The 26,341-nt window shown below is 44.9% G+C and carries 21 protein-coding genes and 1 tRNA gene; 8 read left to right on the top strand and 14 right to left on the bottom strand.

Going from position 1 to position 26,341, the window contains the following annotated elements:
• Positions 1 to 12 precede the first annotated feature (12 nt).
• Entirely contained in the window at positions 13 to 1,278 is a 1,266-nt protein-coding gene (gene fabF / locus B5F91_RS09535) for a beta-ketoacyl-ACP synthase II (protein WP_087428863.1), read from the top strand.
• 3 nt (positions 1,279 to 1,281) lie between these two features.
• On the top strand, positions 1,282 to 2,244 hold the full coding sequence (gene rnc / locus B5F91_RS09530) for a ribonuclease III (RefSeq protein WP_087428862.1): 963 nt from the start codon (positions 1,282 to 1,284) through the stop codon (positions 2,242 to 2,244).
• Positions 2,245 to 2,360: 116 nt separating this feature from the next.
• Here rnc and nadB read toward each other — a convergent pair whose 3' ends face one another.
• Positions 2,361 to 3,944: an L-aspartate oxidase gene (gene nadB / locus B5F91_RS09525; RefSeq protein ID WP_087428861.1), complete on the bottom strand. Its 1,584-nt coding sequence runs from the start codon at positions 3,942 to 3,944 to the stop codon at positions 2,361 to 2,363.
• Positions 3,945 to 4,087: 143 nt separating this feature from the next.
• Here nadB and B5F91_RS09520 point away from each other — a divergent pair, with 143 nt between their 5' ends.
• The 5 genes from B5F91_RS09520 to B5F91_RS09500 all read left to right on the top strand — a co-directional run bounded on the left by B5F91_RS09520 (position 4,088) and on the right by B5F91_RS09500 (position 8,738).
• Positions 4,088 to 4,513 carry a PH domain-containing protein gene (locus B5F91_RS09520; protein ID WP_087428860.1) on the top strand — a complete coding sequence of 142 codons (426 nt, stop codon included), beginning with the start codon at positions 4,088 to 4,090 and terminating at the stop codon, positions 4,511 to 4,513.
• A 12-nt stretch (positions 4,514 to 4,525) separates the two neighbouring features.
• Positions 4,526 to 4,915: a hypothetical protein gene (locus tag B5F91_RS09515; RefSeq protein ID WP_144025098.1), complete on the top strand. Its 390-nt coding sequence runs from the start codon at positions 4,526 to 4,528 to the stop codon at positions 4,913 to 4,915.
• Positions 4,916 to 4,939: 24 nt separating this feature from the next.
• On the top strand, positions 4,940 to 6,280 hold the full coding sequence (gene lpdA / locus B5F91_RS09510; RefSeq protein ID WP_087428858.1) for a dihydrolipoyl dehydrogenase: 1,341 nt from the start codon (positions 4,940 to 4,942) through the stop codon (positions 6,278 to 6,280).
• 157 nt (positions 6,281 to 6,437) lie between these two features.
• The gene (gene dacB / locus B5F91_RS09505) at positions 6,438 to 7,832 is read left to right on the top strand and encodes a D-alanyl-D-alanine carboxypeptidase/D-alanyl-D-alanine-endopeptidase (protein WP_087428857.1); all 1,395 of its coding nucleotides are present in this window, start codon (positions 6,438 to 6,440) and stop codon (positions 7,830 to 7,832) included.
• A gap of 111 nt (positions 7,833 to 7,943) precedes the next feature.
• A complete protein-coding gene (locus B5F91_RS09500) occupies positions 7,944 to 8,738 on the top strand; it encodes a gluconate 5-dehydrogenase (RefSeq protein ID WP_087428856.1) in 795 nt (264 codons plus the stop codon).
• A 307-nt stretch (positions 8,739 to 9,045) separates the two neighbouring features.
• Here B5F91_RS09500 and B5F91_RS09495 read toward each other — a convergent pair whose 3' ends face one another.
• From B5F91_RS09495 to B5F91_RS09445, 11 genes are all read right to left on the bottom strand, one after another.
• Positions 9,046 to 9,657 (bottom strand): polysaccharide deacetylase family protein, encoded by a 612-nt coding sequence (locus B5F91_RS09495; protein WP_087428855.1) that lies wholly within the window; start codon positions 9,655 to 9,657, stop codon positions 9,046 to 9,048.
• Positions 9,658 to 9,772: 115 nt separating this feature from the next.
• Positions 9,773 to 13,105, bottom strand: a complete 3,333-nt coding sequence (locus B5F91_RS09490; protein ID WP_087428854.1) for a DUF2723 domain-containing protein — start codon at positions 13,103 to 13,105, stop codon at positions 9,773 to 9,775.
• 148 nt (positions 13,106 to 13,253) lie between these two features.
• Positions 13,254 to 13,327, bottom strand: a tRNA-Ala gene (locus B5F91_RS09485).
• 77 nt (positions 13,328 to 13,404) lie between these two features.
• Complete coding sequence (locus tag B5F91_RS09480; RefSeq protein WP_087428853.1) at positions 13,405 to 14,103, bottom strand: ABC transporter ATP-binding protein; 699 nt, start codon at positions 14,101 to 14,103, stop codon at positions 13,405 to 13,407.
• Positions 14,104 to 14,108: 5 nt separating this feature from the next.
• Positions 14,109 to 14,975, bottom strand: a complete 867-nt coding sequence (locus B5F91_RS09475; RefSeq protein WP_087428852.1) for a zinc ABC transporter substrate-binding protein — start codon at positions 14,973 to 14,975, stop codon at positions 14,109 to 14,111.
• Positions 14,976 to 15,051: 76 nt separating this feature from the next.
• The gene (gene mnmD, locus B5F91_RS09470; protein WP_087428851.1) at positions 15,052 to 15,708 is read right to left on the bottom strand and encodes a tRNA (5-methylaminomethyl-2-thiouridine)(34)-methyltransferase MnmD; all 657 of its coding nucleotides are present in this window, start codon (positions 15,706 to 15,708) and stop codon (positions 15,052 to 15,054) included.
• Between the two features lie 10 nt (positions 15,709 to 15,718).
• Positions 15,719 to 16,180, bottom strand: a complete 462-nt coding sequence (locus B5F91_RS09465; RefSeq protein WP_087428850.1) for a YqaA family protein — start codon at positions 16,178 to 16,180, stop codon at positions 15,719 to 15,721.
• Positions 16,156 to 17,037: a hypothetical protein gene (locus B5F91_RS09460; RefSeq protein ID WP_239416394.1), complete on the bottom strand. Its 882-nt coding sequence runs from the start codon at positions 17,035 to 17,037 to the stop codon at positions 16,156 to 16,158. Before B5F91_RS09460 ends, B5F91_RS09465 begins: the two co-directional genes overlap by 25 nt.
• Positions 17,038 to 17,100: 63 nt before the next feature.
• Positions 17,101 to 18,375 (bottom strand): phosphoribosylamine--glycine ligase, encoded by a 1,275-nt coding sequence (purD, locus tag B5F91_RS09455; RefSeq protein WP_087428848.1) that lies wholly within the window; start codon positions 18,373 to 18,375, stop codon positions 17,101 to 17,103.
• 117 nt (positions 18,376 to 18,492) lie between these two features.
• Positions 18,493 to 20,778 carry a DPP IV N-terminal domain-containing protein gene (locus B5F91_RS09450; RefSeq protein ID WP_087428900.1) on the bottom strand — a complete coding sequence of 762 codons (2,286 nt, stop codon included), beginning with the start codon at positions 20,776 to 20,778 and terminating at the stop codon, positions 18,493 to 18,495.
• 13 nt (positions 20,779 to 20,791) lie between these two features.
• Complete coding sequence (locus tag B5F91_RS09445; protein WP_087428847.1) at positions 20,792 to 22,348, bottom strand: THUMP domain-containing protein; 1,557 nt, start codon at positions 22,346 to 22,348, stop codon at positions 20,792 to 20,794.
• Between the two features lie 213 nt (positions 22,349 to 22,561).
• Here B5F91_RS09445 and nhaA point away from each other — a divergent pair, with 213 nt between their 5' ends.
• The gene (gene nhaA / locus B5F91_RS09440) at positions 22,562 to 23,923 is read left to right on the top strand and encodes a Na+/H+ antiporter NhaA (protein ID WP_087428846.1); all 1,362 of its coding nucleotides are present in this window, start codon (positions 22,562 to 22,564) and stop codon (positions 23,921 to 23,923) included.
• Positions 23,924 to 24,729: 806 nt separating this feature from the next.
• On the opposite strand, the gene B5F91_RS09435 is transcribed toward nhaA, so the two are convergent.
• Together B5F91_RS09435 and B5F91_RS09430 are read right to left on the bottom strand one after the other, a co-directional pair.
• Positions 24,730 to 25,503 carry a hypothetical protein gene (locus B5F91_RS09435; protein WP_087428845.1) on the bottom strand — a complete coding sequence of 258 codons (774 nt, stop codon included), beginning with the start codon at positions 25,501 to 25,503 and terminating at the stop codon, positions 24,730 to 24,732.
• Positions 25,500 to 26,189 (bottom strand): hypothetical protein, encoded by a 690-nt coding sequence (locus tag B5F91_RS09430; RefSeq protein ID WP_239416393.1) that lies wholly within the window; start codon positions 26,187 to 26,189, stop codon positions 25,500 to 25,502. Before B5F91_RS09430 ends, B5F91_RS09435 begins: the two co-directional genes overlap by 4 nt.
• Between the last annotated feature and the right edge of the window lie 152 nt (positions 26,190 to 26,341).

The following is a 26,341-nucleotide window of genomic DNA, read 5'->3' as shown; positions in this document are numbered from 1 at the left end:
GTAATTCTGTATATGGAATTAAAAAGAGTAGTAGTAACAGGTCTTGGTGCGGTTACTCCGGTAGGTAATACAGTTCCCGAATTTTGGGAAAACCTGGTAAACGGAGTAAGCGGAGCAGGACCTATTACTCATTTTGATGCATCGAAGTTCAAGACTCAATTCGCTTGTGAAGTGAAAAACTTCAATGCGACTGACTTCATCGACCGCAAAGAGGCACGCAAGATGGACTTGTATACCCAATATGCGGTAGTAGCAGCCAAAGAAGCGGTAACAGATGCCGGTCTTGACACAGAAAAAGAAGACTTGAACAAAATCGGAGTCATCTTAGGCGTAGGTATCGGAGGTATACATACGTTCGAAGAAGAAGTGGCAGGATACGAGAAGACCAAAGACACGATTGGCCCGAAATTCAACCCGTTCTTCATTCCTAAAATGATTGCCGACATCGCTTCCGGACAGATTTCAATCATGTACGGTTTCCACGGACCTAACTTTACCACGACTTCTGCATGTGCTTCTTCTTCGAATGCCATTGCAGACGCGTTCAATTATATCCGTTTAGGCAAAGCCAATGTCATCGTTACCGGTGGTGCCGAAGCCGCTATCTTCCCCGCTGGTGTAGGAGGATTCAATGCCATGCATGCCCTCTCTACCCGCAATGATGACCCGCAACACGCATCTCGTCCGTTCAGCGGAAGCCGCGACGGTTTCGTAATGGGTGAAGGAGCCGGATGCTTGATTTTGGAAGAATTGGAACACGCCAAAGCACGTGGCGCAAAGATTTATGCCGAACTTGCAGGCGTAGGCGCTTCTGCCGACGCTTATCACTTGACGGCTTCTCATCCCGACGGCTTGGGAGCTAAATTGGTGATGCATAACGCATTGGAAGACGCTGGCATGAACCCGGAAGACATCGACTATATCAACGTACACGGAACTTCTACTCCGGTAGGCGATATCTCGGAAGTAAAGGCTATCAAGGAACTCTTCGGAGAACACGCCTATAAACTGAATATCAGTTCTACCAAGTCTATGACCGGACACCTGTTAGGTGCGACGGGAGGCGTAGAAGCCATCGCTTGTGTATTGTCTGTAAAGAATGACATTGTACCGCCCACTATCAATCACGAAGAAGGCGATAATGACGAAGAAATCGACTATAGCCTGAACTTTACTTTCAATAAGGCACAACAACGTACCGTTCGTGCCGCATTGAGCAATACATTCGGATTCGGCGGACACAATGCATGTGTAATCGTAAAAAAATACACCGAATAAACTGTGTTTAGCAATACTATAGATAAGATAAGACTCCTTTTCCGCAAGGACAAGGAGCCTTATCTTTGTTTTTATCGAATGACCGGATTCTATCCGCGTAACATCAACATTTATAAGCAGGCATTGCTCCACAAGTCGTCTTCTATCAAGAACGAAAAAGGACGCTTGCTGAACAATGAACGTCTGGAATTTCTTGGCGATGCAATTTTAGACGCCGTAGTAGCCGATATTGTGTACAAACGGTTCGAAGGCAAACGCGAAGGATTCTTAACCAATACACGTTCTAAAATCGTACAACGGGAAACCTTAAACCATATAGCCGGTCAAATCGGATTGGACAAATTAGTGAAATTCACCACACGCCAATCTTCACACAACAGCTATATGGGCGGCAATGCGTTTGAAGCCCTGATTGGCGCACTCTATCTGGACAGAGGCTATCGGGCATGCAAGAAGTTCATGGAAGAACGCATCATCAACCAATACCTTGACATTGATAAAATCTCACGCAAGGAAGTCAACTTCAAGTCGAAGCTCATTGAATGGAGCCAAAAGAACAAATTCCAAATAGAATTCAATTTGGTCAACCAATCGCTTGATGATGAACTGAATCCGATTTTCAATACGCAAATACTCGTGGAGAATGTCCCTGCCGGAACAGGAAAAGGCTATTCAAAAAAAGAATCACAACAAGAAGCCGCACACGAGACATTAAGAAAAATCAAGTCGGACCCTCAATTCATTGATGCCATCTTTACGTCAAAAGCCGAACGCGAAAAAGAGACAGACCCGGTATATACGGAAGATTCTCCCAGCGTAACGGAAAGCATTGAAAATGAAACGATAGACATTCGGGAAGAAATCATCACCGAACGCTACGATGATACAGAGCGCATCATCGCCGAAGCGGAAGAAGCCGCTTTCCGAGAAGAGGCAAATCAAAGCAAAACATCAGCCAACTCCTAACGCAAACACATACGGCTGCATCAGCTTACGCATATAGCTTCATAAGCCGATGCAGCCGTATGTGTTGGCTGATAGAATCTAAAAGCAATATTTTTTTATTCCTATTTAATGTTTTCTCATTCGGTTTCGCTTCGTTGCGCATGCGGATAGTCGATGGTGAAATGCAAGCCCCGGCTTTCTTTCCGTTCCATAGCTTGGCGGGTTATCAGATAGCCTACATTAATCATGTTGCGCAGTTCGCATATCTCACGGGAAGCTTTCACGCGCTTAAACAAGCGTTCAGTCTCTTCGTATAAGATATCCAGACGGTTCCATGCACGTACTAAGCGGAGGTTGCTCCGTACGATTCCTACGTAGGATTCCATTATCTGATTCACCTCTTTCATGCTTTGCGTAATCAAGATGCGCTCTTCATTGTTCATGGTGCCTTCCGCATTCCATTCGGGGATATCTTCGTTGAAATCGTATCGGTCGAGTACACTCAAAGCGTGCTTAGCGGCAGAGTCGGCATATACAATAGCTTCTATCAACGAGTTGGAAGCCAAACGGTTGCCTCCGTGCAAGCCGGTGCAAGAACATTCGCCCAAGGCATAGAGGCGTTTGATGCTCGATTGCCCGTCAAGGTCTACCTTGATACCTCCGCACAAGTAATGGGCGGCTGGGGCTACAGGGATGTAATCTTTGGTGATATCGATTCCTAAGCTCAGGCATTTCTTGTAGATGTTCGGGAAATGTTTCTTGGTTTCTTCGGGGTCTTTGTGGGTCACGTCAAGGTACACATGGTCTTCTCCCCGTTGCTTCATTTCGCTATCGATGGCACGGGCTACGATGTCGCGCGGAGCCAAAGACAAGCGTGGGTCGTATTTTTGCATGAATTCTTCTCCTGACAGATTACGCAACACGCCTCCATAGCCTCGCATGGCTTCCGTAATCAAGAAGCTGGGGCGGTCGCCCGGATGGTATAAGGCGGTCGGGTGGAATTGGATGAATTCCATATCCTTTACGATGCCTTTGGCACGATAGACCATAGCGATGCCGTCTCCGGTTGCTACTAACGGGTTTGTCGTATGGCGGTAAACCGCTTCACATCCGCCTGTAGCCATTACCGTAACCTTCGAAAGGAAGGTATCTACTTCGCCCGTGGCTTCATTCAACACGTATGCGCCATAGCATTTAATGCCCGGCGTATGGCGGGTAACGATGATGCCCAAATGGTGTTGGGTGATAATCTCTACGGCATAAAAATTGGTGAAGACGGTGATATTCGGGTGACGTTTCACTTCTTCAATCAGGCTGGTTTGAATTTCAGCACCGGTATTGTCTTTATGATGCAGGATGCGGAACTCCGAGTGACCGCCTTCGCGGTGCAAGTCAAACTCTCCGTCCTCTTTTTTATCGAAGTTCACACCCCATTGGATTAATTGTTCGATTTGTGCGGGAGCATTGCGCACCACTTTTTCTACGGCGGCACGGTCGCTTATCCAGTCACCCGCAACCATGGTATCATGAATGTGTTTTTCGAAATTGTCCACCTTCAGATTGGTCACGGAAGCGATTCCTCCTTGTGCAAAATACGTATTCGCTTCCTCCAGTCCGGCTTTGCAAATCAATGCGACCGAACCTTTATGCGCCACCTTGAGCGCGAAACTCATTCCGGCAATTCCTGAACCGATAACGAGAAAATCAAATTTCCTTATCATAGATAAAACGTATATGTCGGATGCAAAACTACAAAAAAACTTCCACCCTCGTATGTCCCTTTTCTTCTTTTTTCATCGAAACTTGCCGTTTTCTCTAAATTATTTACTATCTTCACCGAGAAATAATAAAAAGAATAAGATAAATGAACAGGACATTTCATTCGGAAGTAGGCTGGTGGTATGGGTTAATCATGGTCATTACCGCCTTTTTGCTCTTCGATTTCTTTTGGTTCCATTACACGGTTCTTATGATTCTGATAGCCGTGGCAATGGTTTTCGAGATTGAAATGCTGATTCATACGTGCTATATCATCACGGCGGACGGAAGATTGCGGATAGAAAGCGGACGCTTCGTTCCGAATATCGAAATCGAGGTCAGTTCGATTGTAAGCATGAAACGGGTGAAATCGTTTTCCATTGCTCCGGCATTATCGGCGGAACGGATTGAAATCGTGTACCGGAAAGGAGGCAAGGAGCGCACCGTGCAAATCTCTCCCCGGCGTGCCGAAGATTTTAAGGCATGGATACAAAAGAAGATGAATGTGGATAATAAACCGAATGTGGAATAAAATACAAACGTTATGGCAAAATCATTTAGAGTCCGGAAAATCTCGTACCAGTGGATTACCCTCATCGTGGTATTAGCATTGGCGATAGTCTGGATTTGCTTGGACAGAGAAAATTATTGGGGGTTGTTCGGATTGCTGGGTCCGTTGGGGTTGACATTAGACCAAATGCTGACCCGTATCCAAATCAGAGACAACGGGGATGTATGGATCCGCCGGGGATTTACGGGCGTGGCGCGTTTCCATGGCATATCGAAACTGATTTACCGCAAAAAGGCGTGGAAGAGCCAACAAATCGTGTTGCGCCATACCAAGGGGCATGTCACTCTCGACCCGAAAGACCGGAAGGCTTTCATTGCCAGCATGAAAGAAGCGAACCCGATGATGGAATATGCGGAAGAATAAAGTAACCTGATATAGAAAAACACCATGAAATACCAAGTAGCGATTATCGGCGGAGGACCAGCCGGATATACCGCCGCCGAACTTGCCGGCAAGGCGGGATTGAGCGTGGTCTTGTTTGAAAAGAATAACGTAGGCGGTGTGTGCCTCAATGAAGGATGCATCCCCACGAAAACGCTCCTATATGCATCGAAGCTTTCATATATATGCATGAACGCACGCAAGTATAATGTAAGTGCCGATGCAATTACTTGCGATTTGCCGAAGATGATAGCACGCAAGGCGAAGGTCGTGCGTAAGTTAGTGCTAGGCATCAAGGCGAAGCTGAACGCGGCACATGTCACGTTGGTGAACGGAGAGGCATCTATCGTAGACAAGAATACCGTGCGTTGCGGAGAAGAGACGTATGAGTGTGAACACCTGATACTTTGCACGGGAAGCCAGACGGTTATCCCACCTATTCCGGGCATTGATAAAGTGGCGTATTGGACGCACCGCGAAGCACTTGATAATAAGGCGCTTCCCCAATCGCTGGTGATTGTGGGAGGAGGCGTTATCGGCATGGAGTTCGCTTCGTTCTTCTGCGATTTGGGCGTGAAAGTGACCGTTATCGAGATGATGGACGAGATACTGAACGGCATCGACCGGGAAATCGCTTCGTTGCTTCGGGCTGAATACGCCAAACGGGGCGTTGTCTTCAAGTTGGGAGCGAAGGTGACCCAGTTGAAGCAAGACGATTCGGGCATTTACGTATGTTACGAGTCGGAGGGCGAGGAAGCTTGTGTAGCGGCAGAAAAATTGCTTTTAAGCGTAGGCCGGCGTCCGGTGACGGAAGGTTTCGGGCTGGAAAACTTAGGCTTGGAATATACCGAAAGGCATTGCATCAAGGTGGACGGGCAACTCCGCACCTCGGTTCCGAATGTTTATGCGTGCGGAGACCTGAACGGAGTTTCCCTTTTGGCGCATACGGCGGTACGGGAAGCCGAAATCGCCGTAGGGGCTATCTTGGGCAAGGCAGAGCGGATGAGCTATCGCGCCATACCGGGTGTGGTCTACACGCATCCCGAAGTGGCATCGGTAGGGAAGACCGAAGAAGCCCTGCAAAAAGAAGGCATCGCATACCGGGCAATCAAGTTCCCGATGACCTATTCCGGGCGTTTTGTAGCCGAGAATGAAGGCGAGAACGGGTGGATGAAAGTATTGGCGGATGCCGATAATAAGGTATTGGGCGTGCATTTGTTGGGCAATCCGGCTTCCGAACTTATTGTGTTGGGCGGTATGTTAGTAGAAGACGGAGCGACGTTAGACGCTTTCCGGAGGTATGTATTCCCGCATCCCACGGTGGGCGAATTGTTTAGAGACTTATGATTGATTGAACGCAAAGACGCAAAAGCGCAAAATCTATTGTTTAGAGAAAGCAAAGTACGCATAAGGAAACATTAATCTCTGTGTGCTTTGCCCTCTCTAAAAAATAATTCTTCGCGTCTTTGCGTCTCTGCGTTTGATAAAATAATTAGATGTTTTTATGAGAAAACTCAGCTTTATTCTATTGCTTTGGGCAGGAATCTTCCGGCTATACGGGCAGGACATTGCCGCCCGGCTTGATTCGTTAGTATCGTCTTCTGCCCTCTTGCAGACATCCGAAGTGGGCATTTCGGTCTTCAATCTTACCAAAGGCGAGCCGGTGTATGCCTATCAGGACCGGAAATTATACCGTCCCGCTTCGGTAGAGAAAGTGATAACATCGGTCACGGCTTTGGCTCGGCTGGGCGAAGCGTACACCTTCGATACCCGTTTGGCTTATACGGGCACTTTGGATGCGGATAGTGTTTTGCATGGTGATTTGTTCTTGATAGGCGGTTTCGACCCCGAATTTATGGAAGATGATTTGGATGACTTAGTGGGAGCGGTTCTTCGGGCAGGCATCCGTACGGTGGAAGGGAAGCTTGTGGCGGATGTCTCGGTAATGGATTCCGTTTATTGGGGTTCAGGCTGGGCATGGGATGATGCGCAATATTCGTTCCAGCCGTATTTATCTCCCTTGATGCTCAACCGGGGATGCGTAAGCGTATCGGTGAAGCCTACGCAAAGAGGGCACCGCCCTGAAGTGGAGACCGTTCCCGAATCGGATTATTATGCGATAGACAATCGTGCCGTATGCCATATTCCTCATTGCGGGAGGTTAAGAATCGAGCGCGACTGGATGCACAATGATAATACCATTCATATCACGGGGAATGCCAATCGGGCATGCGGGCAATTATTGAGTATGTTTTCTTCTCAAGACTTCTTTTTACATACGTTTGCCTATAAGTTGAGACAAAAGCACATCGGATTGGATTCATTGGCGTATGGAGTGTGTCCCGAAGAGGGGACATATATATATAAGGTGTCCCGTCCCTTGGAAGAGGTATTGAAGCAAGCCTTAAAAAAGAGCGATAACCTTTGTGCCGAGGCTCTATTCTATCATTTGTCTATTGGCGCAGGCAAGAAAAACGTAAGTGCCGAGGATGCGCAAAAGGCGGTAGAGCGTTTCATGCGGTATCAGATTAAAAAAGAGCCGGATAACTACAACATTGTAGACGGGAGCGGTGTGTCGATGTATAATTACATTTCGCCCGACCTGTTGGTGGCATACCTGAAATATGCGTATGCCCATAAGGAAGTCTTCGAACCTTTCTATGAAGCTTTGCCTATAGCGGGCGTAGACGGGACTCTCCGTTACCGGATGCGGAAAAGCAATGTGTTCCGTAATGTACATGCCAAGACCGGGACCGTAAAAGGGGTCAGTTCGCTTGCCGGCTATGTCCGTTCGGCGGAAGGAGACCTTCTTGCGTTCGCTATCATCAATCAAAATGTATTGAGCGGAAGAAAAGCACGCCTCTTTCAAGATAAAGTGTGTGAAATATTGGCACAATAAAAAAGAAATAGTATATTTGTGCTCGTTAACGGAACTCCGTGCCCACAAACCATTATGGAGTAAACCGATACAGATTTGTTACTTAACTTAATATTAAAACTTAAAAACATTATGGTTAATTTTTCATTGGAAGGCAAAGTAGCCCTTGTAACAGGCGGTGCATACGGCATAGGATTTGCCATTGCTGAAGCTTTTGCTCAGGCGGGTGCTAAGATTGCGTTTAATTGCCGTTCACAAAAGCATTTGGAACAGGCTCTTGCAGATTATAAGGCAAAAGGCATCGATGCTAAAGGGTATATTTGCGATGTGACCGACGAAGAAGCAGTAAAAGCTCTCGTGGCACAGATAGAAAAAGAGTTGGGCGTGATAGACATTCTGGTAAACAATGCGGGTATCATCAAACGTATCCCGATGTGTGATATGACGGTAGACGAGTTCCGCCAGGTGATTGATATCGACCTGAATGCTCCGTTTATCGTTTCAAAAGCGGTTATTCCGGGTATGATAAAGAAAGGGCATGGAAAGATTATCAACGTTTGCTCTATGATGAGTGAATTGGGTCGCGAAACCGTATCGGCATACGCGGCAGCTAAGGGCGGCTTGAAGATGCTGACCCGTAACATCGCTTCGGAATATGGCGAATACAACATCCAATGCAACGGTATCGGTCCGGGCTATATCGCTACTCCGCAAACCGCTCCCTTGCGTGAACGTCAAGCGGACGGTTCTCGTCATCCGTTTGATGCATTTATCGTATCGAAGACTCCGGCTGCCCGTTGGGGTACTCCCGAAGACTTGATGGGTCCGGCTATATTTTTAGCATCCGATGCTTCTGATTTTGTAAATGGACATATTCTTTATGTAGACGGAGGTATTTTAGCATACATTGGCAAACAACCGAAATAAAATCAAGTCGTTTCATTCATGACAACGTGGGAGGTCTTTTCTTGTATCGGAAAGGTCTCCCGTTTTTTTGCTTTTATAATCTGGCTTAGAATTTCAATCCAATTGCATGTCTCAAGTAAAGCAGTTGGGTATTTTTATAGTCCTACCAGGGTAGGACTGCAGTTTTTCGCTTGTCAGTACTGCAGTTTTAAGCAGGTAGGACTGCAGTCCTACCCTATAAGGATTAGAGGAGGACTGAGATAAAAAATCCAATGGAAATAGATTCGTAAGAGGAAGTTATCGTATTTATTTTTCTAGTATACGGATATTATTCGAATACTTTAAAAGTATATCCTTGTGCCAACAACCATTCGATAGCACGAGGCAAGGCATACTTCAGACGAGGTTCGGACTTAATTGAATCATGAAAGGTAATGATAGAGCCATTTCGCACATATTTCTTGACTTTGGCAAACACTTGCGGACCAGTAAGATGTTTGCTGTAATCACGGGTAACGAGATCCCACATCACGATGCGGTATTTCTTTTTCAACACATGATATTGCGCCCAACGCATGTGCCCGTGAGGCGGACGAAAAAGGTCGGTGTGCAGGTATTCGTTTGCCTTGTCGGTATTTGCCAGATAATTCTGACTCAAGTATTCGAAACCACGGATATGATTGAACGTATGGTTGCCAATGCGATGTCCGCGCTCTACCACCATGCGGAATTCTTCGGGATGCTTACGTACATTATCACCTACCATAAAGAATGTAGCCTTAATGCCGTATTTGTCTAATAAATCGAGTACCCAAGGCGTAATGTCAGGAATAGGTCCGTCATCGAAAGTCAGATAGACCGATTTTTCATTCTTATCCATACGCCACATAGCACGGGGATAAATCCAACGAAGCAATAATGGGGGTTGTTCGATAAACATTTCTGAAGTAGTTAATAATTAATGATGAATAGTTAATAGTGAACAATGATTCGTTCGTAACAGCTATTATCGCAAGCCGTTATTAATTATTCATTATTCACTATTAACTATACTCCTATTCGCGGGAAGGATTTGCACTTCCTACACGACTTTCCAGCATACTATATAATTGATCAAACTGATGACGATAGCTGGTTGCCGATTCGAGCGGCTTGCCGCTTTCGTCTTTCAGCCCTTCGAGTGCTTTGCAAACATCGTCTAAAATATAGAAATGACGCATGCACTCTTCGTATGAACTTGCCAAACGCATTTCGTCAAGGCTCATATACCATGCGGCATATTCCACTGAGTTTTGAGCTAACTGGCAAAGGATGTTTTCCGCTTTCTTGGTCTCGCCTAACTTCGCATAATCATCTGCCATTTCTTTCGAACTGCTATAGATATAATCGTGCCGCACCGTTGTACTCGGAATTTCCTTTTCACAATAATCAAGCACTTCCAATGCCTTGTCGTTCTTACCCTCACTAATCAATTGGGTAGCCAATTGTACAAACATACGGCGATGAGTATCGCACATCCGAAGCACAGTCTCATCCAAATAAATGTCCGGATTGTTTATACCTCCGAATTTGAACTTATGCATCAGGTTATCATACATCTTTTCCGAATCAAGGCGACGTCCTAATTTCACGTTATCAAACGGCGTGATGCGGTATGCCAAGCCTTCTTGCAAAAAATTGTTAGTCAAGTTCAGGTGATTGTCTGAACCTACGGTGATAGCCATATACATCGGACGTTCCCAATTGGTATTGGCAAGCATTTCCAGCATCATCAGTTCACTCTTATACAACACCCGTTTGCCTTTCAACGAAAGATGCATATAATCGGGTATCGAATCGGGTGCCAACATGCCCGAACGCTTGATAGCTTTCTTATCCAACTTAATCACAATGCTATCCGTCGGAATCATCTGCAAGCCTTCTTTCGGAGAACGTACCCAATACTTCAGGATATTCTTCAGTTCGTAAGGGTTATCACCGAACTCTTTCTTTGCTTCTTCGGGATATTGGTTATAATAGTTGTTGATAGTTTCCATTGCTTCTGGACGCACATAAACCGCTTCATTGTGCCCTTGTACATAGTCAATACGTTCCCAATTGATAGGTACGGAAGGCGAATCGTATGCCGGACGGCGCATTTGGTCGATGTACCAATCGGTCTGCAAATAGCTCAGGTTACATACACGTACATCGGTACGGAAGCCTTCGGTTTCCTGATTGTACCACAAGGGGAAAGTATCGTTATCTCCATTGGTAAAGATAATCGGGTTACCTTCTGCCTGTACCGAGTTTAGGTAGTTTTGTCCGAAATCACGGCACGTATAACGTCCGCTCCGGTCATGGTCATCCCATGTCTGGCTTACCATTTGCAAAGGCACAAGCAAGCATACAACACTGGCAAGAATTGCAGAAGGTTTCTCGCCCAGCTTTTTCTTTAACCATTCGGCTATAGCGGCTACTCCCAAGCCAATCCAAATGGCAAAAGCATAGAACGAACCCGCATACGCATAATCTCGCTCACGCGGTTGTTGAGGGGTCTGATTCAGGTAAAGCACGATAGCAAGTCCGGTCATAAAGAAGAGGAAGAACACAATCCAAAATTGCTGGATGCCCCGTTCACCCCGATAGGCTTGCCAAAACAAACCAATCAATCCCAATATCAAAGGCAAGCAATAGAACACATTATGCCCCTTGTTATTCTTCAAATCACTGGGCAACAAAGTCTGGTCGCCTACCAACATCTTGTCAATGAACGAGATACCGGTAATCCAATTGCCATGCTCTATCTCGCCCTGACCTTGGATGTCGTTCTGGCGTCCGGCAAAGTTCCACATGAAGTAACGCCAATACATGTAATTCAACTGGTAAATGAAGAAGAACTTGATGTTATCCCATTGGGTCGGTATCTTTACCATCAACATTTCCCCGCATTGGTCGTAGGGGACTTGACGCCCTTCTACCCCTCCCAGCCAAGCTTCGTAAGCCGCAGCATGGGCATCGCTATACATACGCGGGAAAATCATATTCTGCGCATACTTGTATTCATTTTTATAACGCACAATTTCATAGCTGTCCTTTTCATCCGGATTCTCCTTCTCTTTACGTTGATAAACCGGCGCACCTTCGGTCATGGCATAAACGCATCCTCCGTCCACTTCTTCCAAAGCAACTTTCGAAGCGTATGTCTGCCCGTAGAAAAGCGGACGCGTTCCGTATTGCTCACGTCCCAAATATTCACCCAATGTAAAGATGTCTTCGGGCGAGTTCTGATCCATCGGCGTATTAGCCGAAGAACGGATAACGATAACGGCATACGAAGAATAGCCCACCACCATCATCATCAGGCAGAGCAATGAAGTATTCAGCGTACGCGCACTAACCCGATACTTCTCAGGAAGATTCGCAAACAGATAGAATGCCAATATTGCCAATACGATGATACCGATAATCACACTGCTCGTTCCATGGCCATAGAAAGGAATACCCAACAGACCTACGGTAGCAAGGAAAGAAATATTCATCCATTTGCGGCTCCGAACGGTATAGCTTTCATAAACGCCCCATACAAGGCTCGCAGCTAACAGAATGATGTAAACAATGAGTCCGGTATTGAACGAGAATCCGAAACCGTTGACAAACAGGAGTTCGAACCACCCGCCTATCTTCACAATGCCCGGCACAATGCCATAAAGTACAGCTGCGACCAACACCATTGACCCGCAAAGAGCTATTAAACTGCCTTTGAGGTTGGCATGAGGGTTCTTCTTATAATAATATACCAGCACAATAGCCGGAATACAAAGCAAATTCAACAAATGTACACCGATAGACAAACCCGTCAGATACGCAATCAAAATCAACCAACGGTCGCTATGCGGCTCTGTAGCACGGTTTTCCCATTTCAATATCAACCAGAATACCACGGCGGTGAAGAGGCTGGAGTAAGCATATACCTCACCCTCTACGGCACTGAACCAGAACGTGTCGCTCCACGTATAAGCCAATGCGCCCACCAATCCTGAACCCATAATGGAGATAAGTTTTCCGGTAGTCATCTCCTTTTCATCGGGACAAATCAGCTTCTTAGCAAGATGCGTAATACTCCAAAATAAGAAAAGGATACATGCCGCACTCATCAAAGCACTCATGATATTCACCATTCGAGCCACTTGCGAAGGGTCGCTCGTGAATTGGCTGAACAAATTAGCGGTAAGCATAAAGAACGGTGCGCCGGGCGGATGACCTACTTCCAGTTTATATCCGGTAGTGATAAATTCGGGACAGTCCCAAAAGCTGGCGGTAGGCTCAATAGTCATGCAATAAGTAATTGCTGCAACTAGAAAGGTAAGCCACCCCACCAAGTTGTTAATCTTGTTGTACTGTTTCATTATGGATGATTTGTTTTAATTTTCCTGCAAACTTTGCATAATTGGCGCAAAGATAATGATTTTCAATACAGCACAGGTATGTATTCGATAGTTTTTCGTTTTTTTATCAATAGATTGAATGTAGCAGGAGGGGATTTATCTGATTTTGTGGAGCATACGAGACTCGAACTCGTCACCTCGACACTGCCAGTGTCGCGCTCTAGCCAGATGAGCTAATGCCCCTTTTCGCGAACAAAGATAAGGCTAATTTTTATATTTCCAATGGCTTCTTCCAGTTTTTCTTTCTTTTTCAGCCGAATTCAGCGATTGAAAAACGCTTCTATCCATTCTTCAGTCACTTCTGTATGCGAACGATAGTCAAGTATATGATTGACACAAGCAACCGTCTTTGCATTATGAAGTACGGTATTTATGTCATGACTTACCAAAATAATGGCATGTTCTTGATTGATTTCTTTTAATAGTTCATACAAGTGTTTCTCGAAACGTTTATCGATATAAGTATTTGGCTCGTCAAGAATCAAGACTTGCGGTTGGGACACCAAGGCACGCCCTAATAAAGCACGTTGCAATTGTCCTCCACTCAGTTGCCCTATGGGACGTTGTTCCAAACCTTCCAATCCCATACGGGCAATGACAGCACGGGTTCTCTCATGATGCTCTTTTGTAAAAGGTTTGAATAATGATTTTTGCTTGTTTAGTCCTGAAAGTACCACATCGTATACCGAAATAGGAAATTTTTTATCTATCGTCGTATATTGAGGCAAATACCCCATACTGATTTCAGATACTTCTTTGCCTTCCTGATAAAAATGAATGGTACCGGATACGGGGCTAAGCAAACCTAAAATAAGTTTAACAAGCGTAGTTTTCCCTCCTCCGTTGGGACCGATAATACCCAAGAAGTCATGCTCCAGCACAGTAAGGTTAATGTCTTCCAATACCGTTTTGTGATCGTAACCTGCCGATATATGTTTCAGTCGGATAAGTGATTGCATAAAGGTTAAGGCTGTTTGGAGGGTTTAGATAACGCACGAGCTATATGCAACATTTCTTCCTCCCATCGGTAACTAAGCGGGTTGACGGTTACAATGGGAATATTCAATTCTTGAGCTATCATTTCAGCATTGCGTGTATCAAATTCTTTTTGTATGAAAATAACTCGCACATGTTGTTCGTGGCATTGGTTAATCAACGCCTCCAGTTGGGCAGGGGAAGGTTCTTTCCCTCCTTTTTCAATGCTGATTTGAGTTAGTCCGTAGTCTCGCGCAAAATAAGAAAGGGCTGGATGATAAATTAAGAAGATTGTTTCTCCTCCATTTAAATAAGTGAGAATCTTTTCGTCTGTTTGTTTGAGTGCTGTGCCAAACTGAGTAAACCGTGTCATATATTCTTCTTTATGCTCAGGGTCGATTTGGCACAATGCTTGGCAGATGTTGGCGGCAATTGTGTAGGCATTACGCACAGAATTCCATGTATGCGGTTCGATACCTCCGGCATGTTTATGTCCTTCTTTTTCAGACTCATGTATTAAATTAACACCTTCCGAAAGATTAAAGAATGGTACATTGGGGGCATTTTCATGCAATTTGTCAGCCCAAATTAATTCATAGCCAATATATCCCGCACGTAGGAAAGCGCAGCTTTGATTCAAGCCGACCAGTTGTTGTGGAGTAGGGTCATACGTTTCAGGACTGCTTCCTTCGGGCACGAGGCTGATTACACGAAATCGGTCGCCTGCAATGGCTTCAGTGAAATATCGTAAGGGTTCGATACTGACGGTTATGACCGGTTTTTCTCCTTCGGTTTGCTGTTTGCTTCCACATGCTGCAAGCAATAAAGTAAGTAAAAAGTATAAATATATTTTCATGTGTTCCTTAATTGTTTCGAATGCAAAAATAACTATTCTTGCCCATATATGCGAACAAAGCCATGAAAAACAAAGTTCAAGGTTTGCTTGCCCGTAGTATTTCGCGCTTGCCTTCGGGTGGTCCAGGTAGACGTTCTACAGTGAATCCCACAACTTGAAGAGTGCGGCGTACTACCCCTTTAGCACAATAGGTGGTGAGAATGCCTCCAGGGTTAAGGCATTCGAAAAGACGGGCAAAGAGGGCTTGCGTCCACATCTCCGGCTGCTTTTCTGGCGCAAAGGCATCGAAATAGATGACATCGTACTTATCGGGGAAACCGTAAGTGGTGAAATCGGTTTGTATTTTGTGCAACGTAAAATAAGGTGTTATCTGAACATCTTCTTCCCATGCGGCACGATGCAAGGCATAGAAATCAGCGGCACGTTCGGGGCAAATCCGTTCGGGATAATCGAGCTGTTCTATTAGTTCGGATGGAACGGGATAGCGTTCGAGGGTGGTATAACGCACGAGGCGTTGTGCCTTATCGGCATAGAGCAAGGTAAGGAAAGCATTCAGCCCTGTGCCGAAACCTATTTCCAATACACGTGGCGAGGGAGAGGGATGATGCTCCAATCCCATTCGGATAAAGATATGTTCCGATTCGGTCAAGGCTCCTTTCACGGAGTGGTAGTGTTCGTTCAGTTCGGGGACGAAGAGCGTATTGCTTCCGTCGGCTGTTAGTTCGATATTCATGTTGGTGTATTTAAAATAATTCAAAGACTCCTAACGTTGCCGCTACGAGGATGGCATAACGTGCTAATTTCCCGATAGTCATTGACAGGGCTACAATCCATACATTGGCACGCATCCAGCCTAATACGATGAGGATGGCATCGCCTATGACGGGCAGGAACGAGAACAACGCCATCCACGAGCCGCGTCCTCGGATGAATCGCTCGGCACGGTCCATTTGCTTTTTGTCTACTCTTAGGTATTTTTCTATCCATTCTATTTTGCCTAAATGCCCTATCCAATAGCAAGTGATTCCGCCCAACGCATTGCCGGCTGTTGTGGAAATAGTAGACCATACGGGGTCTAATCCCAATCCTACGCAAGCCAACAATACAGCTTCGGACGAGAAAGGCAAGATGGTTCCTGCCAAGAAGGCGGAGATGAACATACCGGCGTAACCCCAATCGGTCAGAAGTTGAAGAAATGCATCCATAAGTTGAACAGGCAAAATAAAAACCAAATCAGCAATGTAGCATGAAACAAGATGCGTGAAATGCGGCTGAATGTCAATGCAAAGTAATGCGCGCTCATCATAGCAGCGGGGATAAGCGCCAGTGAGAGCAATTCTTTAACGTATTGAGGCTGTAAAGCCAACAGGATGTTAAGCCAAAGACTCATCCAAATAAACACACGCAGCAAGATGCGGGTTTGTACTTTATCTTTATAAGCAACTTGAAGATAGAGCACGCCAAAAGTGATGGAGAACAGTAGCACAACTCCCCACGATACGTATTGAGTAAGGGTAAGCACACTATAGTCTATCGGTTGAAATAGCACCAATTGAGTCAGGTAAGGATAAATGCCCGTCACATTGTCCGTCCATACAAAATAGGCGAATAAGAACCAATAAGGCAGGGTGAAGCCCATGATGCCGGCAAAGAAGCTACGAGCGTTGAGCGCGCGCAAGCTGATGGTGTGTATATATAATAAAGGTGTAATCCACGCTAAAGGCGGAAGAAGGAGGCTGCCCAATCCGAAGAAGAGGAAACTTTGGAACAAATAGCCCGGTGCGTGAGTAGATTCGTAACTTTTGAAAAGATTCAGCAGCATCAGGATGAATAAAGCGGGCAAGACACAAGCCACAGAAGCCTCGTGCAAGAACACCGTTGCCGCATAAAGCAGAAGAAAGGAAGCCGCAGGAAGGGTAGTACGCGTGCGTATCAAGGCGAATTTGGTTTCTGTCTCTAAAAGCAAGTAAGAAGCGAATCCGAACGCCACTAACGAGCCGGCATTGAGCCAGTCGTGTATCGAAGTGGCTGCCCAAATAAGCAGCGTAAGAATTACAGCCACAGGAAGTGTGCCTCTTCCCGTGGCTATTTGATATTGGAATCTGTTTCTTGCGGATAGCATGGATTACAGGTCAAATCCGATGTCGGAACGGAAGTATTTCTTTTCGAAATGAATCTTTCCGGCATTGGTGAACGATTGTTTCAAAGCTTCTTCCTTATCGGTTCCATACGAGCTGACGGCAATCACCCGCCCGCCGCTTGTTACCACTTGCCCGTCTTTCATTGCCGTGCCGGCATGGAACACGATGCTTCCGCCTGCCTTTGCTTCTTCAATGCCGCTGATAGGGAATCCTTTTTCGTAGGCTTCGGGATAACCTCCGGATACTAACATGACGCATACGGCTGAGCGTGGGTCGATTTCCAATGTCTTTTCGTTCAGGTTGCCGTTGGCTACGCCTTCAAACAAGTCTACCAAATCGCTCTTGATGCGCAACATGACGCTTTCGGTTTCAGGGTCACCCATACGCACGTTGTATTCGATGACCATCGGGTCGCCTTTCACATTGATGAGCCCGAAGAAGATAAAGCCTTTGTAGTCCAATCCTTCTTCAGCCAATCCTTCTACCGTAGGACGGATGATGCGGTCTTCTACTTTTTGCATCCATTCTTTGTCGGCAAACGGAACGGGCGATACCGAACCCATACCGCCGGTATTCAGTCCTTTATCGCCTTCGCCAATGCGTTTGTAGTCTTTGGCTTCAGGCAAGATTTTATAGTTCTTTCCATCGGTCAATACGAATACAGAGCATTCAATGCCGCTCAGGAACTCTTCGATGACCACGGTGGCGGAAGCGTTTCCGAACATACCGCCTAACATTTCTTTCAGTTCTTTCTTGGCTTCTTCCAAGGTGGGAAGGATAAGTACACCTTTACCTGCGCACAATCCGTCGGCTTTCAATACGTAAGGTGCTTGCAGGGTTTCGAGGAAAGCCAAGCCTTCTTCTAAATTGTCTGCCGTGATGCTTTTATATCCTGCCGTAGGGATGCCGTGGCGTTGCATGAATCCTTTGGCGAACTCCTTGCTTCCTTCCAAGGTGGCTCCGGCTTTCGAGGGTCCGATGACCGGGATGTTTTTCAATACTTCATCATTGCGGAAGAAATCGTAAACGCCTTTTACCAACGGGTCCTCCGGTCCTACGACCAACATATCAATGCCTTTTTCGAGTACAAATGCCTTAATGGCTTCGAAGTCATCGGCTTTGATGGCTACGTTTTCGCCCACTTCCTGTGTTCCGGCATTACCCGGAGCAATGTACAGCTTTTCTATTTTCGGACTTTGTGCGATTTTCCATGCCAATGCGTGCTCGCGTCCGCCTGAACCTAATAACAGTAGTTTCATATCCGTTCGATTTAAGTTGATGTTTCTTATTTATGGAACACAGAGACACAGAGGCACGGAGTTTTATAAGCTTTTGAGAAAAATAAATCTTTGTGTCTCTGTGCCTCTGTGTTCGGTTTAATGTAAATAGTCAAGGAAATAACGTGTAATGTGCTCATGCAGGTGAACACGGTCACGACCCATCATATTGTGTCCGTCTTCGGGATAGATGAAGAGGTCGGGATGTGTTCCGGCTTCGATGCAGGCACGTAAGAAAGTTATCGTATGCTGAGGGACACACGTGGGGTCCATGCCTCCGATAATGATTTCCAAGCGTCCTTTCAAATTGCCTGCTCTGCTCTTTAAATCACGGTTCTTATATCCCTCGGGGTTGGTTTGCGGTGTGTCCATATAGCGTTCGCCATACATCACCTCGTAATATTTCCAGTCGATAACCGGACCTCCAGCCACGCCTACCTTAAAGATGTCGGGATAAGTCAGCATCAGGTTCGTGGTCATATAGCCGCCGAAACTCCAGCCGTGTACGCCTATCTTCTCAGCATCGACATACGGAAGCGATTGGAGGAACTTGGCTCCTTCCATTTGGTCTTTAGCTTCTTCTGCTCCTAACTGGCGGAACGTGCGGTTCTCGAACCGGATACCCCGGTTATCGCTTCCTCGGTTGTCCACCGTAAGCATAACATATCCTTGTTGTGCCATATACAGGTCCCAGCCACGGGCATCGTAGAAACGGGTATTGTGAATCATTTGTGCGTGCGGTCCGCCATATACATAAATAATAGCTGGATATTTTTTGTTCGGGTCAAAGTTGACCGGCTTAATCAAGCGGTAATACAGGTCTGTCTCTCCATCGGCTGCCTTGATGGTGCCGATGCTGATTTCAGGCAGGTTGTATTGTTCCTTCATCGGGTCGGTAGCAGTAAACAGCATGACGCCTTTCTTTCCATCAGTAGGCAAGATGCTGATTTCACGTGGAACATCGTTCGAAGTGAAGTTGTCTATCAGAAATTCCCCATTCTCCGAGAGTTGTGCACGATGCATGCCGTCTTGTTTGCCTATCAAGGTACGTTTGCCGCTCTTTACATTGAGGCTGAAGATATTAGTCTGGAGCGGAGAGATTTCCGTGCTTCCGATAATGACGGTCTTCATCTTCTTGTTGAAGCCCAAGATTTCCTGCACCAGCCAGTCACCTTGGGTGAGCAGGGTGGTCTGCACGTATTCGCAATACGTGGCTTCTTCGTCCTTTCCGGTTTTCCATTCGCCCGCTTGAGGCTTTTGCGTGTCCATTAAGTAAAGGTGATGATACCCATCGCGCTGGCTCCAGTAGATGAACTTGGTTTCATCCCAAGGCAAGAATGCCAACGGATGTTGCGGCTCCACATAGCGGGTATGTTTTTCTTCGTAAAGCACACCTTTCTTTTCGCCCGTTGCGGCATCATAGCGCACCAATTGCGCATGGTTTTGGTCGCGGTTCAGTTCAATGACGTAGATGTCTTTCTCATTGGGTGCCCAGCTAATATTGGTAAAGTAGCGGTCGGTCGGGTCTCCGGCTTGCAGGTAAATGGTCTTTCCCGTCTTCACATTATAGATACCGATAGTCACTTTGTGGCTGGTCATGCCTGCCATCGGATATTTATCGGGCACGAGGGTGGCGATACGGGTAGTAGTGTTCACTTGCGGATAATCGGTCACCATGCTTTGGTCCATCCGGTAGAAAGCCAAATATGTGCCTTTCGGACTCCAGAACGTGCCTTTCATGATGCCGAACTCGTTGCGATGAACAGATTGACCGTACACAATATCATTATCCGTTTCCTTTTCGCCTGATACATGGGGGCTTACCGCTTTAGAGAAGTCTCCTTGGTTGGCAACGTATAAATGGTCGCCCGCCGTATAGGCAAGATAGCCGTTCTCCTTACAAAAGTCAAAGTTAGTTGCCTTCTCTTCTTGGATGCGGAACATATTGTCTAACTTCTTTTGAACAAAATCGTAGAAGAAGACATACTTTTCGCTTTTCTCCTCATTTCCTACATAACCCGAAAACATGACGATGTTCCGGTTTCCCCAAGGCAATGAAGCACCTTGCAAAGTACGGAGCGGTTTAATGGGAAGAGAAAGTTCATACGGTTTTTCCCCGTTCTGCAACGCCTCGTTCACTTCTTCCAAGGTCACGATGACGCTTTCTTCTCCCGTACGATTATTGATCCGCTTGATGTCCTCCACATCGGTACGCACACATACGTCTTCCCACCATTGCAGCCCCGGCATGTTTTTCGGAGTCAGGTTGAAATAGTTGCTTCCGCCCGGAATCACATCGTTCAGGGTGAATGCTTTCTTCTCTTGGGCGGATAAGCTGGCGGTCATACAGAATATTATTACAATAAATGATAAAATCTTTTTCATATACATTGAGGGTTTAATCTTCTTCTTCCGATTTTCTACGCCGATGAATATAACGCATACGTACCGGAATCCGTGCACGTTTATCATCTTCTTCATTACGCGGGAAACGGCGTGGCTTTTCGCGGTCAAATCCTTCTTCTCTACGTGAAAAACGCTTAGGTTCATCGCGATTGAAATCCCGCTTACGTTCACGGGTAAATTCCTTACCCTCACCGGCACGGCGGGGACGGAACTCCGATTTATCCCCTTCTTTGCGGAAATCGTCACGAGAACGGAATGCCGGGCGGTTCTCATCCCGACGGCGGTCATCCCGGAAGCGGTTTCTGCCTTCTTTTCTTCCGTATTCAACCTTTTCTCCATGGTGACGAGGACGTACAGGCCTTTCTTCTTGTTTGGGCTTGAATTCCGCATCTGGATTATCGGTGCGGAATTCTTTGTATTTCCCGTCAAATATTTGATATTTACGGAATTGGCATTCCAATGCACCGTTGAAGAGCAAGATTTTAGCTGATGCTTTTAATCCGATTTGGTCGAAACATTCATCCCGATAGCTCAATACCCATGCGTCATTGCCTACGAATGCATGTTTCAACCGTTCGCCTATCATCTGATAAAGCCCCAGCAAGTCGTCCGATGAAATCCGTTCGCCATACGGAGGGTTCATGATGATGATGCTCTTTTCCGTAGGTTGTTCGAATTGCTGGAAAGGTTGCACCTTTAATATGACATCCTTAGTCACTCCTGCCGCTTTTACGTTATCTGTCGCTATAGCATTGGCTTTCAGATTATTGTCATATCCGTATATCTTGTGGGTAAATTCGCGCTCTTGCGAATCATCGTTATAAATCGAGTCGAAAAGTTCTTGGTCAAAATCTTTCCATTTCTCAAAACCAAATTCTTTGCGGAACACGCCCGGAGCAATGTTTCTGGCAATCAAAGCCGCTTCGATAGGAATGGTTCCCGAACCGCACATCGGGTCTATCAGGTCGCATTCTCCGCGCCAGCCGGTCATGAGAATCATACCAGCCGCCAGCACTTCATTCAGCGGAGCCTCCACTTGTTCCTGACGGTATCCACGGCGGTGGAGCGATTCGCCCGAACTATCGAGTGAAAGCGTGCATTGGTCTTCGGCGATATGGATATTCAGTGTCAGGTCGGGGTTATTGATACGTACCGAAGGACGGTTTCCGGTCTTTTCGCGGAAATAGTCAACAATGGCATCCTTTACTTTATAAGCCACAAACTTGGAATGGCGGAATACTTCCGAGAATACCACAGCATCTACGGCAAAACTACTCATATTGTCCAGATAGTTTTCCCATTCAATGCTCTTTATGGCATCATATACTTCATCGGCTGTTGTTGCCTGGAAACGTTTAATGGGTTTCAATACACGGATAGCGGTGCGCAGACAGAAATTTGCGCGATACATCATGGCTTTGTCTCCGGTAAACGATACCATGCGCCGTCCGATTTCGATGTTGGCGGCTCCCAGTTCGGTGAGTTCTTGTGCCAATACGTCTTCCAGCCCTTGGAAGGTCTTGGCGATCAGCTCAAATTCTTGGTTCATTCTTGATTAAATTACGTAATTTCAAATAATTGTGCAAAATTAGCAAATTTCGTTCAGCTAGTCAAGTGTTTGCATGTGTTTCTTACACTTTCCTCCAATGTTTGTATGAATCTTCATTTGCAAAATGAACAAAAAGTGCGTATATTTGTTTTCTAATCAATGATAGAGAGTCCTCTGTGGTAAGATAAATTACATTAAAAACTGACAGATTTTATGAGCAATCCGATTTTGAAAACATTCGATTACTCTTTCCTAAGTTTCTTGAAACACCGCGTCAACGGGGGAATGGTGCTGATGGTTGTAGCTGTATTGGCAATGATAGTAGCCAATTCGCCATGGGCTGAAACTTATCATGCATTTTGGAATCATCCTGTGTCGTTACAGGTAGGCGGGTTCAATTTGTTCAGCCATCACGGTGAACCTTTGACTTTAATGGCATTTATCAACGATGCCTTAATGGCGGTGTTCTTCTTCTCCGTGGGTCTGGAAATTAAGCGGGAAGTACTGGTGGGCGAACTTTCCAGCCTGCGCCAGGCATTACTTCCCATTATCGCGGCGGTAGGAGGCATGATTATTCCCGTAGCAATCTATTTTGCAATGACATCAGGAACGCCTGCAGAGGGAGGTTTGGCTATACCGATGGCGACCGATATTGCATTTTCCTTGGGCGTGCTTAGCCTGTTCGGCAAACGTGTTCCCCTGAGTCTGAAGATTTTCCTGACCGCTTTTGCCGTAGTCGATGACATTGGAGGCATCCTGGTCATTGCTTTCTGCTATACTTCCCATTTGGCTGGAGGATATTTGCTAGCCGCATTTATCATTCTTGCTATCCTACTGATAGCCAACCGAATGCAAGTCATGTCGCGCACGTTCTATTGTGTGTCGGGCATTGTGGTATGGTATCTTTTCCTCCAATCGGGCGTACATGCTACAATTGCAGGGGTACTAGTGGCTTTTACAATTCCTTCCATTCCGTGTCTGAATGTAAAGAAATACATTACGCGCATCCGTGAAAACATCGCCGGATTCCCGCATTTCGACAAAAGCAGCATCCTTCTGACTCCCAACCAGATAGATGTATTGAAAAGTATTGAATCGGCTTCCGACAAAGTGATTTCGCCTCTTCAGTTCATGGAAGACCGTATGCACGGCATGGTAAACTATGTGATTATGCCGCTCTTCGCCTTTGCCAATGCCGGCATTACGCTTTCGGGCGGCGAAGGAGACATAGCCGGGCTGGTGACCTACGCCGTGGTATTGGGATTGATGCTGGGCAAATTTGCGGGAATTTACCTCTTCACGTGGCTGGCGGTCCGTATGCGCATCACTTCGCTCCCGCAAGGAATGGATTGGAAAAACGTTGCCGGCGTCTCGCTTCTAGGCGGAATCGGCTTTACGGTCTCGCTTTTCATCGCCAACCTTTCGTTTGGAGCAACCGATGAAGCCTTGTTGAACCAAGCCAAATTAGGTGTGCTTGGCGGAACCATTTTAGCTGGTGTCGTGGGCTATATGGTATTAAGTTTCGTCTTACCTTCGAAGAAAAGCGTGCTATTGCATGATAAATCAATGGAATAATTAGTTGCAAAGGGAAACATGTTATGATAAGATCGCAATCCTACTGGGGTAGGATTGCTGTTTTCCCATAGTCAGTACTGCAATTTTAAACAGGTAGGACTGCAGTCCTACCCTAGTAGGATTGGAGAAGGACTGAGGTGTGTGGCGGTATTCATTTGTATGCATTGTCTGATAAATCTGTTTCGAATGTTTTTCTTATAAAATTTTTGCGTTTACAAAAAATTATATACATTTGCAAACGGCTCTCATACCTTTTGCATTTATGCTTGAGGTGACCCGCGCCGGGCAGAACGTGGCGAAGTCATTACAGATTAAACCATACGAAGCGGGCATTGGGCGGGAAAAGAGAGTCGAGACATATTGAAGGCGTTTACTTTGACGCTCTGTTTGAGACGCATCGGAATCTAGCAAATTTACGGTATTGTAGTCTTGAACTTAGCAACGGTAGATGCCCGGGGTGTGATTTATATCACAGCCTTTGGCGTATCCTGCCAGCCCGAACTATATCCGTTCGGGCACAAGGGGTTTCTATACCTATATATAGTAGGTATGCCAAAGCTGGAGCGATATACATTCATATCGGCGTGGGCTCTGACGTTGTCTGTTCAACTACAATAGGCAGTGCTAGAGCCTCGATGCGTGGGACGGACAACAGGACGGACTCACGCTTTTTTTATGCCTTGCTGAAATCAAAGTTCAATTAAACAGGAAAAAGGATATGTCATTGTTTTTGTCAATGATGTCAAGTATATTGTACACTTTTATAGAATGAAAAACGGCTGGAATATTGAGAAAGTAGAAGAATACTAATTCCCAAGTCGTCTAAATATCGTGCTATATTTATTTGATATTGTTGAAGTTGGTATAGTAAAAAAAGAATTTTGACTTTCTTTATCTTTACCTTCTATAGCCTTATATTTTGTAAGTAAAGTTTGTATATAAGGTTTCTCTAAATCTACATTTAATGTATATTGAACGAAATCACGTAACATGTCATAATTATACTTTAATTCAAATTTTGTAATATGGTCTTCTTCATCGCTTTTATATAAAATAAATTGCTTATAAACAACAGCTCCAGATGCCATTCTATAACCACAAGCATAATATATTCTGTCTCCATGAAATTCATTTTCTTCTAATTCTTTTATCATTTTACGAATTTCAGGAACTGACTGACTATAATATACATAATCACAAACTTCACGTTCTTCTTCTGTAATATACGACTCTTTAATTTTTTTAGCATATCCTTGAGGCTCTTCAAAATTCGATTCAAAGAAGTTTCTAGTTGATAGCCATCCAATAGTTTTATCAATGGGGGTATAACTATTTGCTAATACAGTTCTTCTTTGGCTTGCATACATATAGAGTTGGTGTTGAATTCTATATATGTCAGATTTCCAGCTAAAACCATCAATATGTTCCTTTACTATATTACGCTCAAAGAAGCCATAAGAGCCATCTACGTTATTACTTATATAATCCCTCATTTCTTTTGTGATATCACTCTCACTTTCACTCTCTTTACATGAAGACAACAAAAGCAATCCAATCATTAATACTACATACTTTATCATAATTCTTTCTTTATTCTATTTAACAATTCTTCTAAAACATCCCTATTATACCTATTCTTTAAAGCTTTCGAATAAATTTCGTTTGCAATAGCTAACTTATTGGGTTGATAAGGATCTATAAACATTTTAGGATTAGCTTTCTCTATAATTTCATTATATAAATATGATATATCGGGTTTCATATTAACCTTAGAGTTTAAGCTACTTTTTTTTGAATAGTATTTTGATGAACGATATATCAAATATATAAAATAAACAAATAGTATAAAGAATAATATCCAAAAGCAAATTTTGACAACAAAGAAGTGTTCTGTATAATAAGTTTCTTTATCATTATTGTAGTTTAGATGGTTAAATCTGATTTCATAAGTCAGCAGTGGATATGTATCATAATACACACGATAAAAGCCATTATAAATCCAACTTATTCGATGTCCACATAATGGCTCACCTTCAGGATCTGGTGAGAGTTCTATATTTTCAAAATTTACATAATTATTATCCTCAAAATTTCTATAATGACCTTCTGCCTGCAAGTAATAATAGCGATTATAAAGGTTTAGAATTTTATTAATAGTTTTCTTATTATTTTGATTATAACAATCCTTATAATCTCTATCCTCTTCTACAAGATATTCCAAAGCACTAGTACAACTCTCATCCAAAGAAGGTCTCCAATTTCTCAAATTATATGAGGACTGTAAATATCCAACAGCTACTGGTTTAAAAATAAGAAACTGTTTTGAATTGATTTAAGAATAATGTTATAGGGCTACATACAATTCAGAATCAGCCGGTCAATTGGAAAAATGTTATATCTTTACAGGTACCAAACAAT

The sequence above is a fragment of the Bacteroides sp. An322 genome (assembly GCF_002161765.1).
GTDB lineage: Bacteria > Bacteroidota > Bacteroidia > Bacteroidales > Bacteroidaceae > Phocaeicola > Phocaeicola merdavium.
Note: the sequence above shows the minus strand (reverse complement) of the source record. Positions and strands in the feature narration are given on the sequence as shown.

What these genes read in the sequence shown, in the direction of transcription:
- fabF (WP_087428863.1), top strand. Translation starts at nt 13, where the DNA reads ATGGAATTAAAAAGAGTAGTAGTAACAGGTCTTGGTGCGGTTACTCCG.
- nadB (WP_087428861.1), bottom strand. Translation starts at nt 3,944, where the DNA reads ATGATAAGGAAATTTGATTTTCTCGTTATCGGTTCAGGAATTGCCGGA.
- B5F91_RS09520 (WP_087428860.1), top strand. Translation starts at nt 4,088, where the DNA reads ATGAACAGGACATTTCATTCGGAAGTAGGCTGGTGGTATGGGTTAATC.
- B5F91_RS09515 (WP_144025098.1), top strand. Translation starts at nt 4,526, where the DNA reads ATGGCAAAATCATTTAGAGTCCGGAAAATCTCGTACCAGTGGATTACC.
- lpdA (WP_087428858.1), top strand. Translation starts at nt 4,940, where the DNA reads ATGAAATACCAAGTAGCGATTATCGGCGGAGGACCAGCCGGATATACC.
- dacB (WP_087428857.1), top strand. Translation starts at nt 6,438, where the DNA reads ATGAGAAAACTCAGCTTTATTCTATTGCTTTGGGCAGGAATCTTCCGG.
- B5F91_RS09500 (WP_087428856.1), top strand. Translation starts at nt 7,944, where the DNA reads ATGGTTAATTTTTCATTGGAAGGCAAAGTAGCCCTTGTAACAGGCGGT.
- B5F91_RS09495 (WP_087428855.1), bottom strand. Translation starts at nt 9,657, where the DNA reads ATGTTTATCGAACAACCCCCATTATTGCTTCGTTGGATTTATCCCCGT.
- B5F91_RS09490 (WP_087428854.1), bottom strand. Translation starts at nt 13,105, where the DNA reads ATGAAACAGTACAACAAGATTAACAACTTGGTGGGGTGGCTTACCTTT.
- B5F91_RS09480 (WP_087428853.1), bottom strand. Translation starts at nt 14,103, where the DNA reads ATGCAATCACTTATCCGACTGAAACATATATCGGCAGGTTACGATCAC.
- B5F91_RS09475 (WP_087428852.1), bottom strand. Translation starts at nt 14,975, where the DNA reads ATGAAAATATATTTATACTTTTTACTTACTTTATTGCTTGCAGCATGT.
- mnmD (WP_087428851.1), bottom strand. Translation starts at nt 15,708, where the DNA reads ATGAATATCGAACTAACAGCCGACGGAAGCAATACGCTCTTCGTCCCC.
- B5F91_RS09465 (WP_087428850.1), bottom strand. Translation starts at nt 16,180, where the DNA reads ATGGATGCATTTCTTCAACTTCTGACCGATTGGGGTTACGCCGGTATG.
- purD (WP_087428848.1), bottom strand. Translation starts at nt 18,375, where the DNA reads ATGAAACTACTGTTATTAGGTTCAGGCGGACGCGAGCACGCATTGGCA.
- B5F91_RS09450 (WP_087428900.1), bottom strand. Translation starts at nt 20,778, where the DNA reads ATGAAAAAGATTTTATCATTTATTGTAATAATATTCTGTATGACCGCC.
- B5F91_RS09445 (WP_087428847.1), bottom strand. Translation starts at nt 22,348, where the DNA reads ATGAACCAAGAATTTGAGCTGATCGCCAAGACCTTCCAAGGGCTGGAA.
- nhaA (WP_087428846.1), top strand. Translation starts at nt 22,562, where the DNA reads ATGAGCAATCCGATTTTGAAAACATTCGATTACTCTTTCCTAAGTTTC.
- B5F91_RS09435 (WP_087428845.1), bottom strand. Translation starts at nt 25,503, where the DNA reads ATGATAAAGTATGTAGTATTAATGATTGGATTGCTTTTGTTGTCTTCA.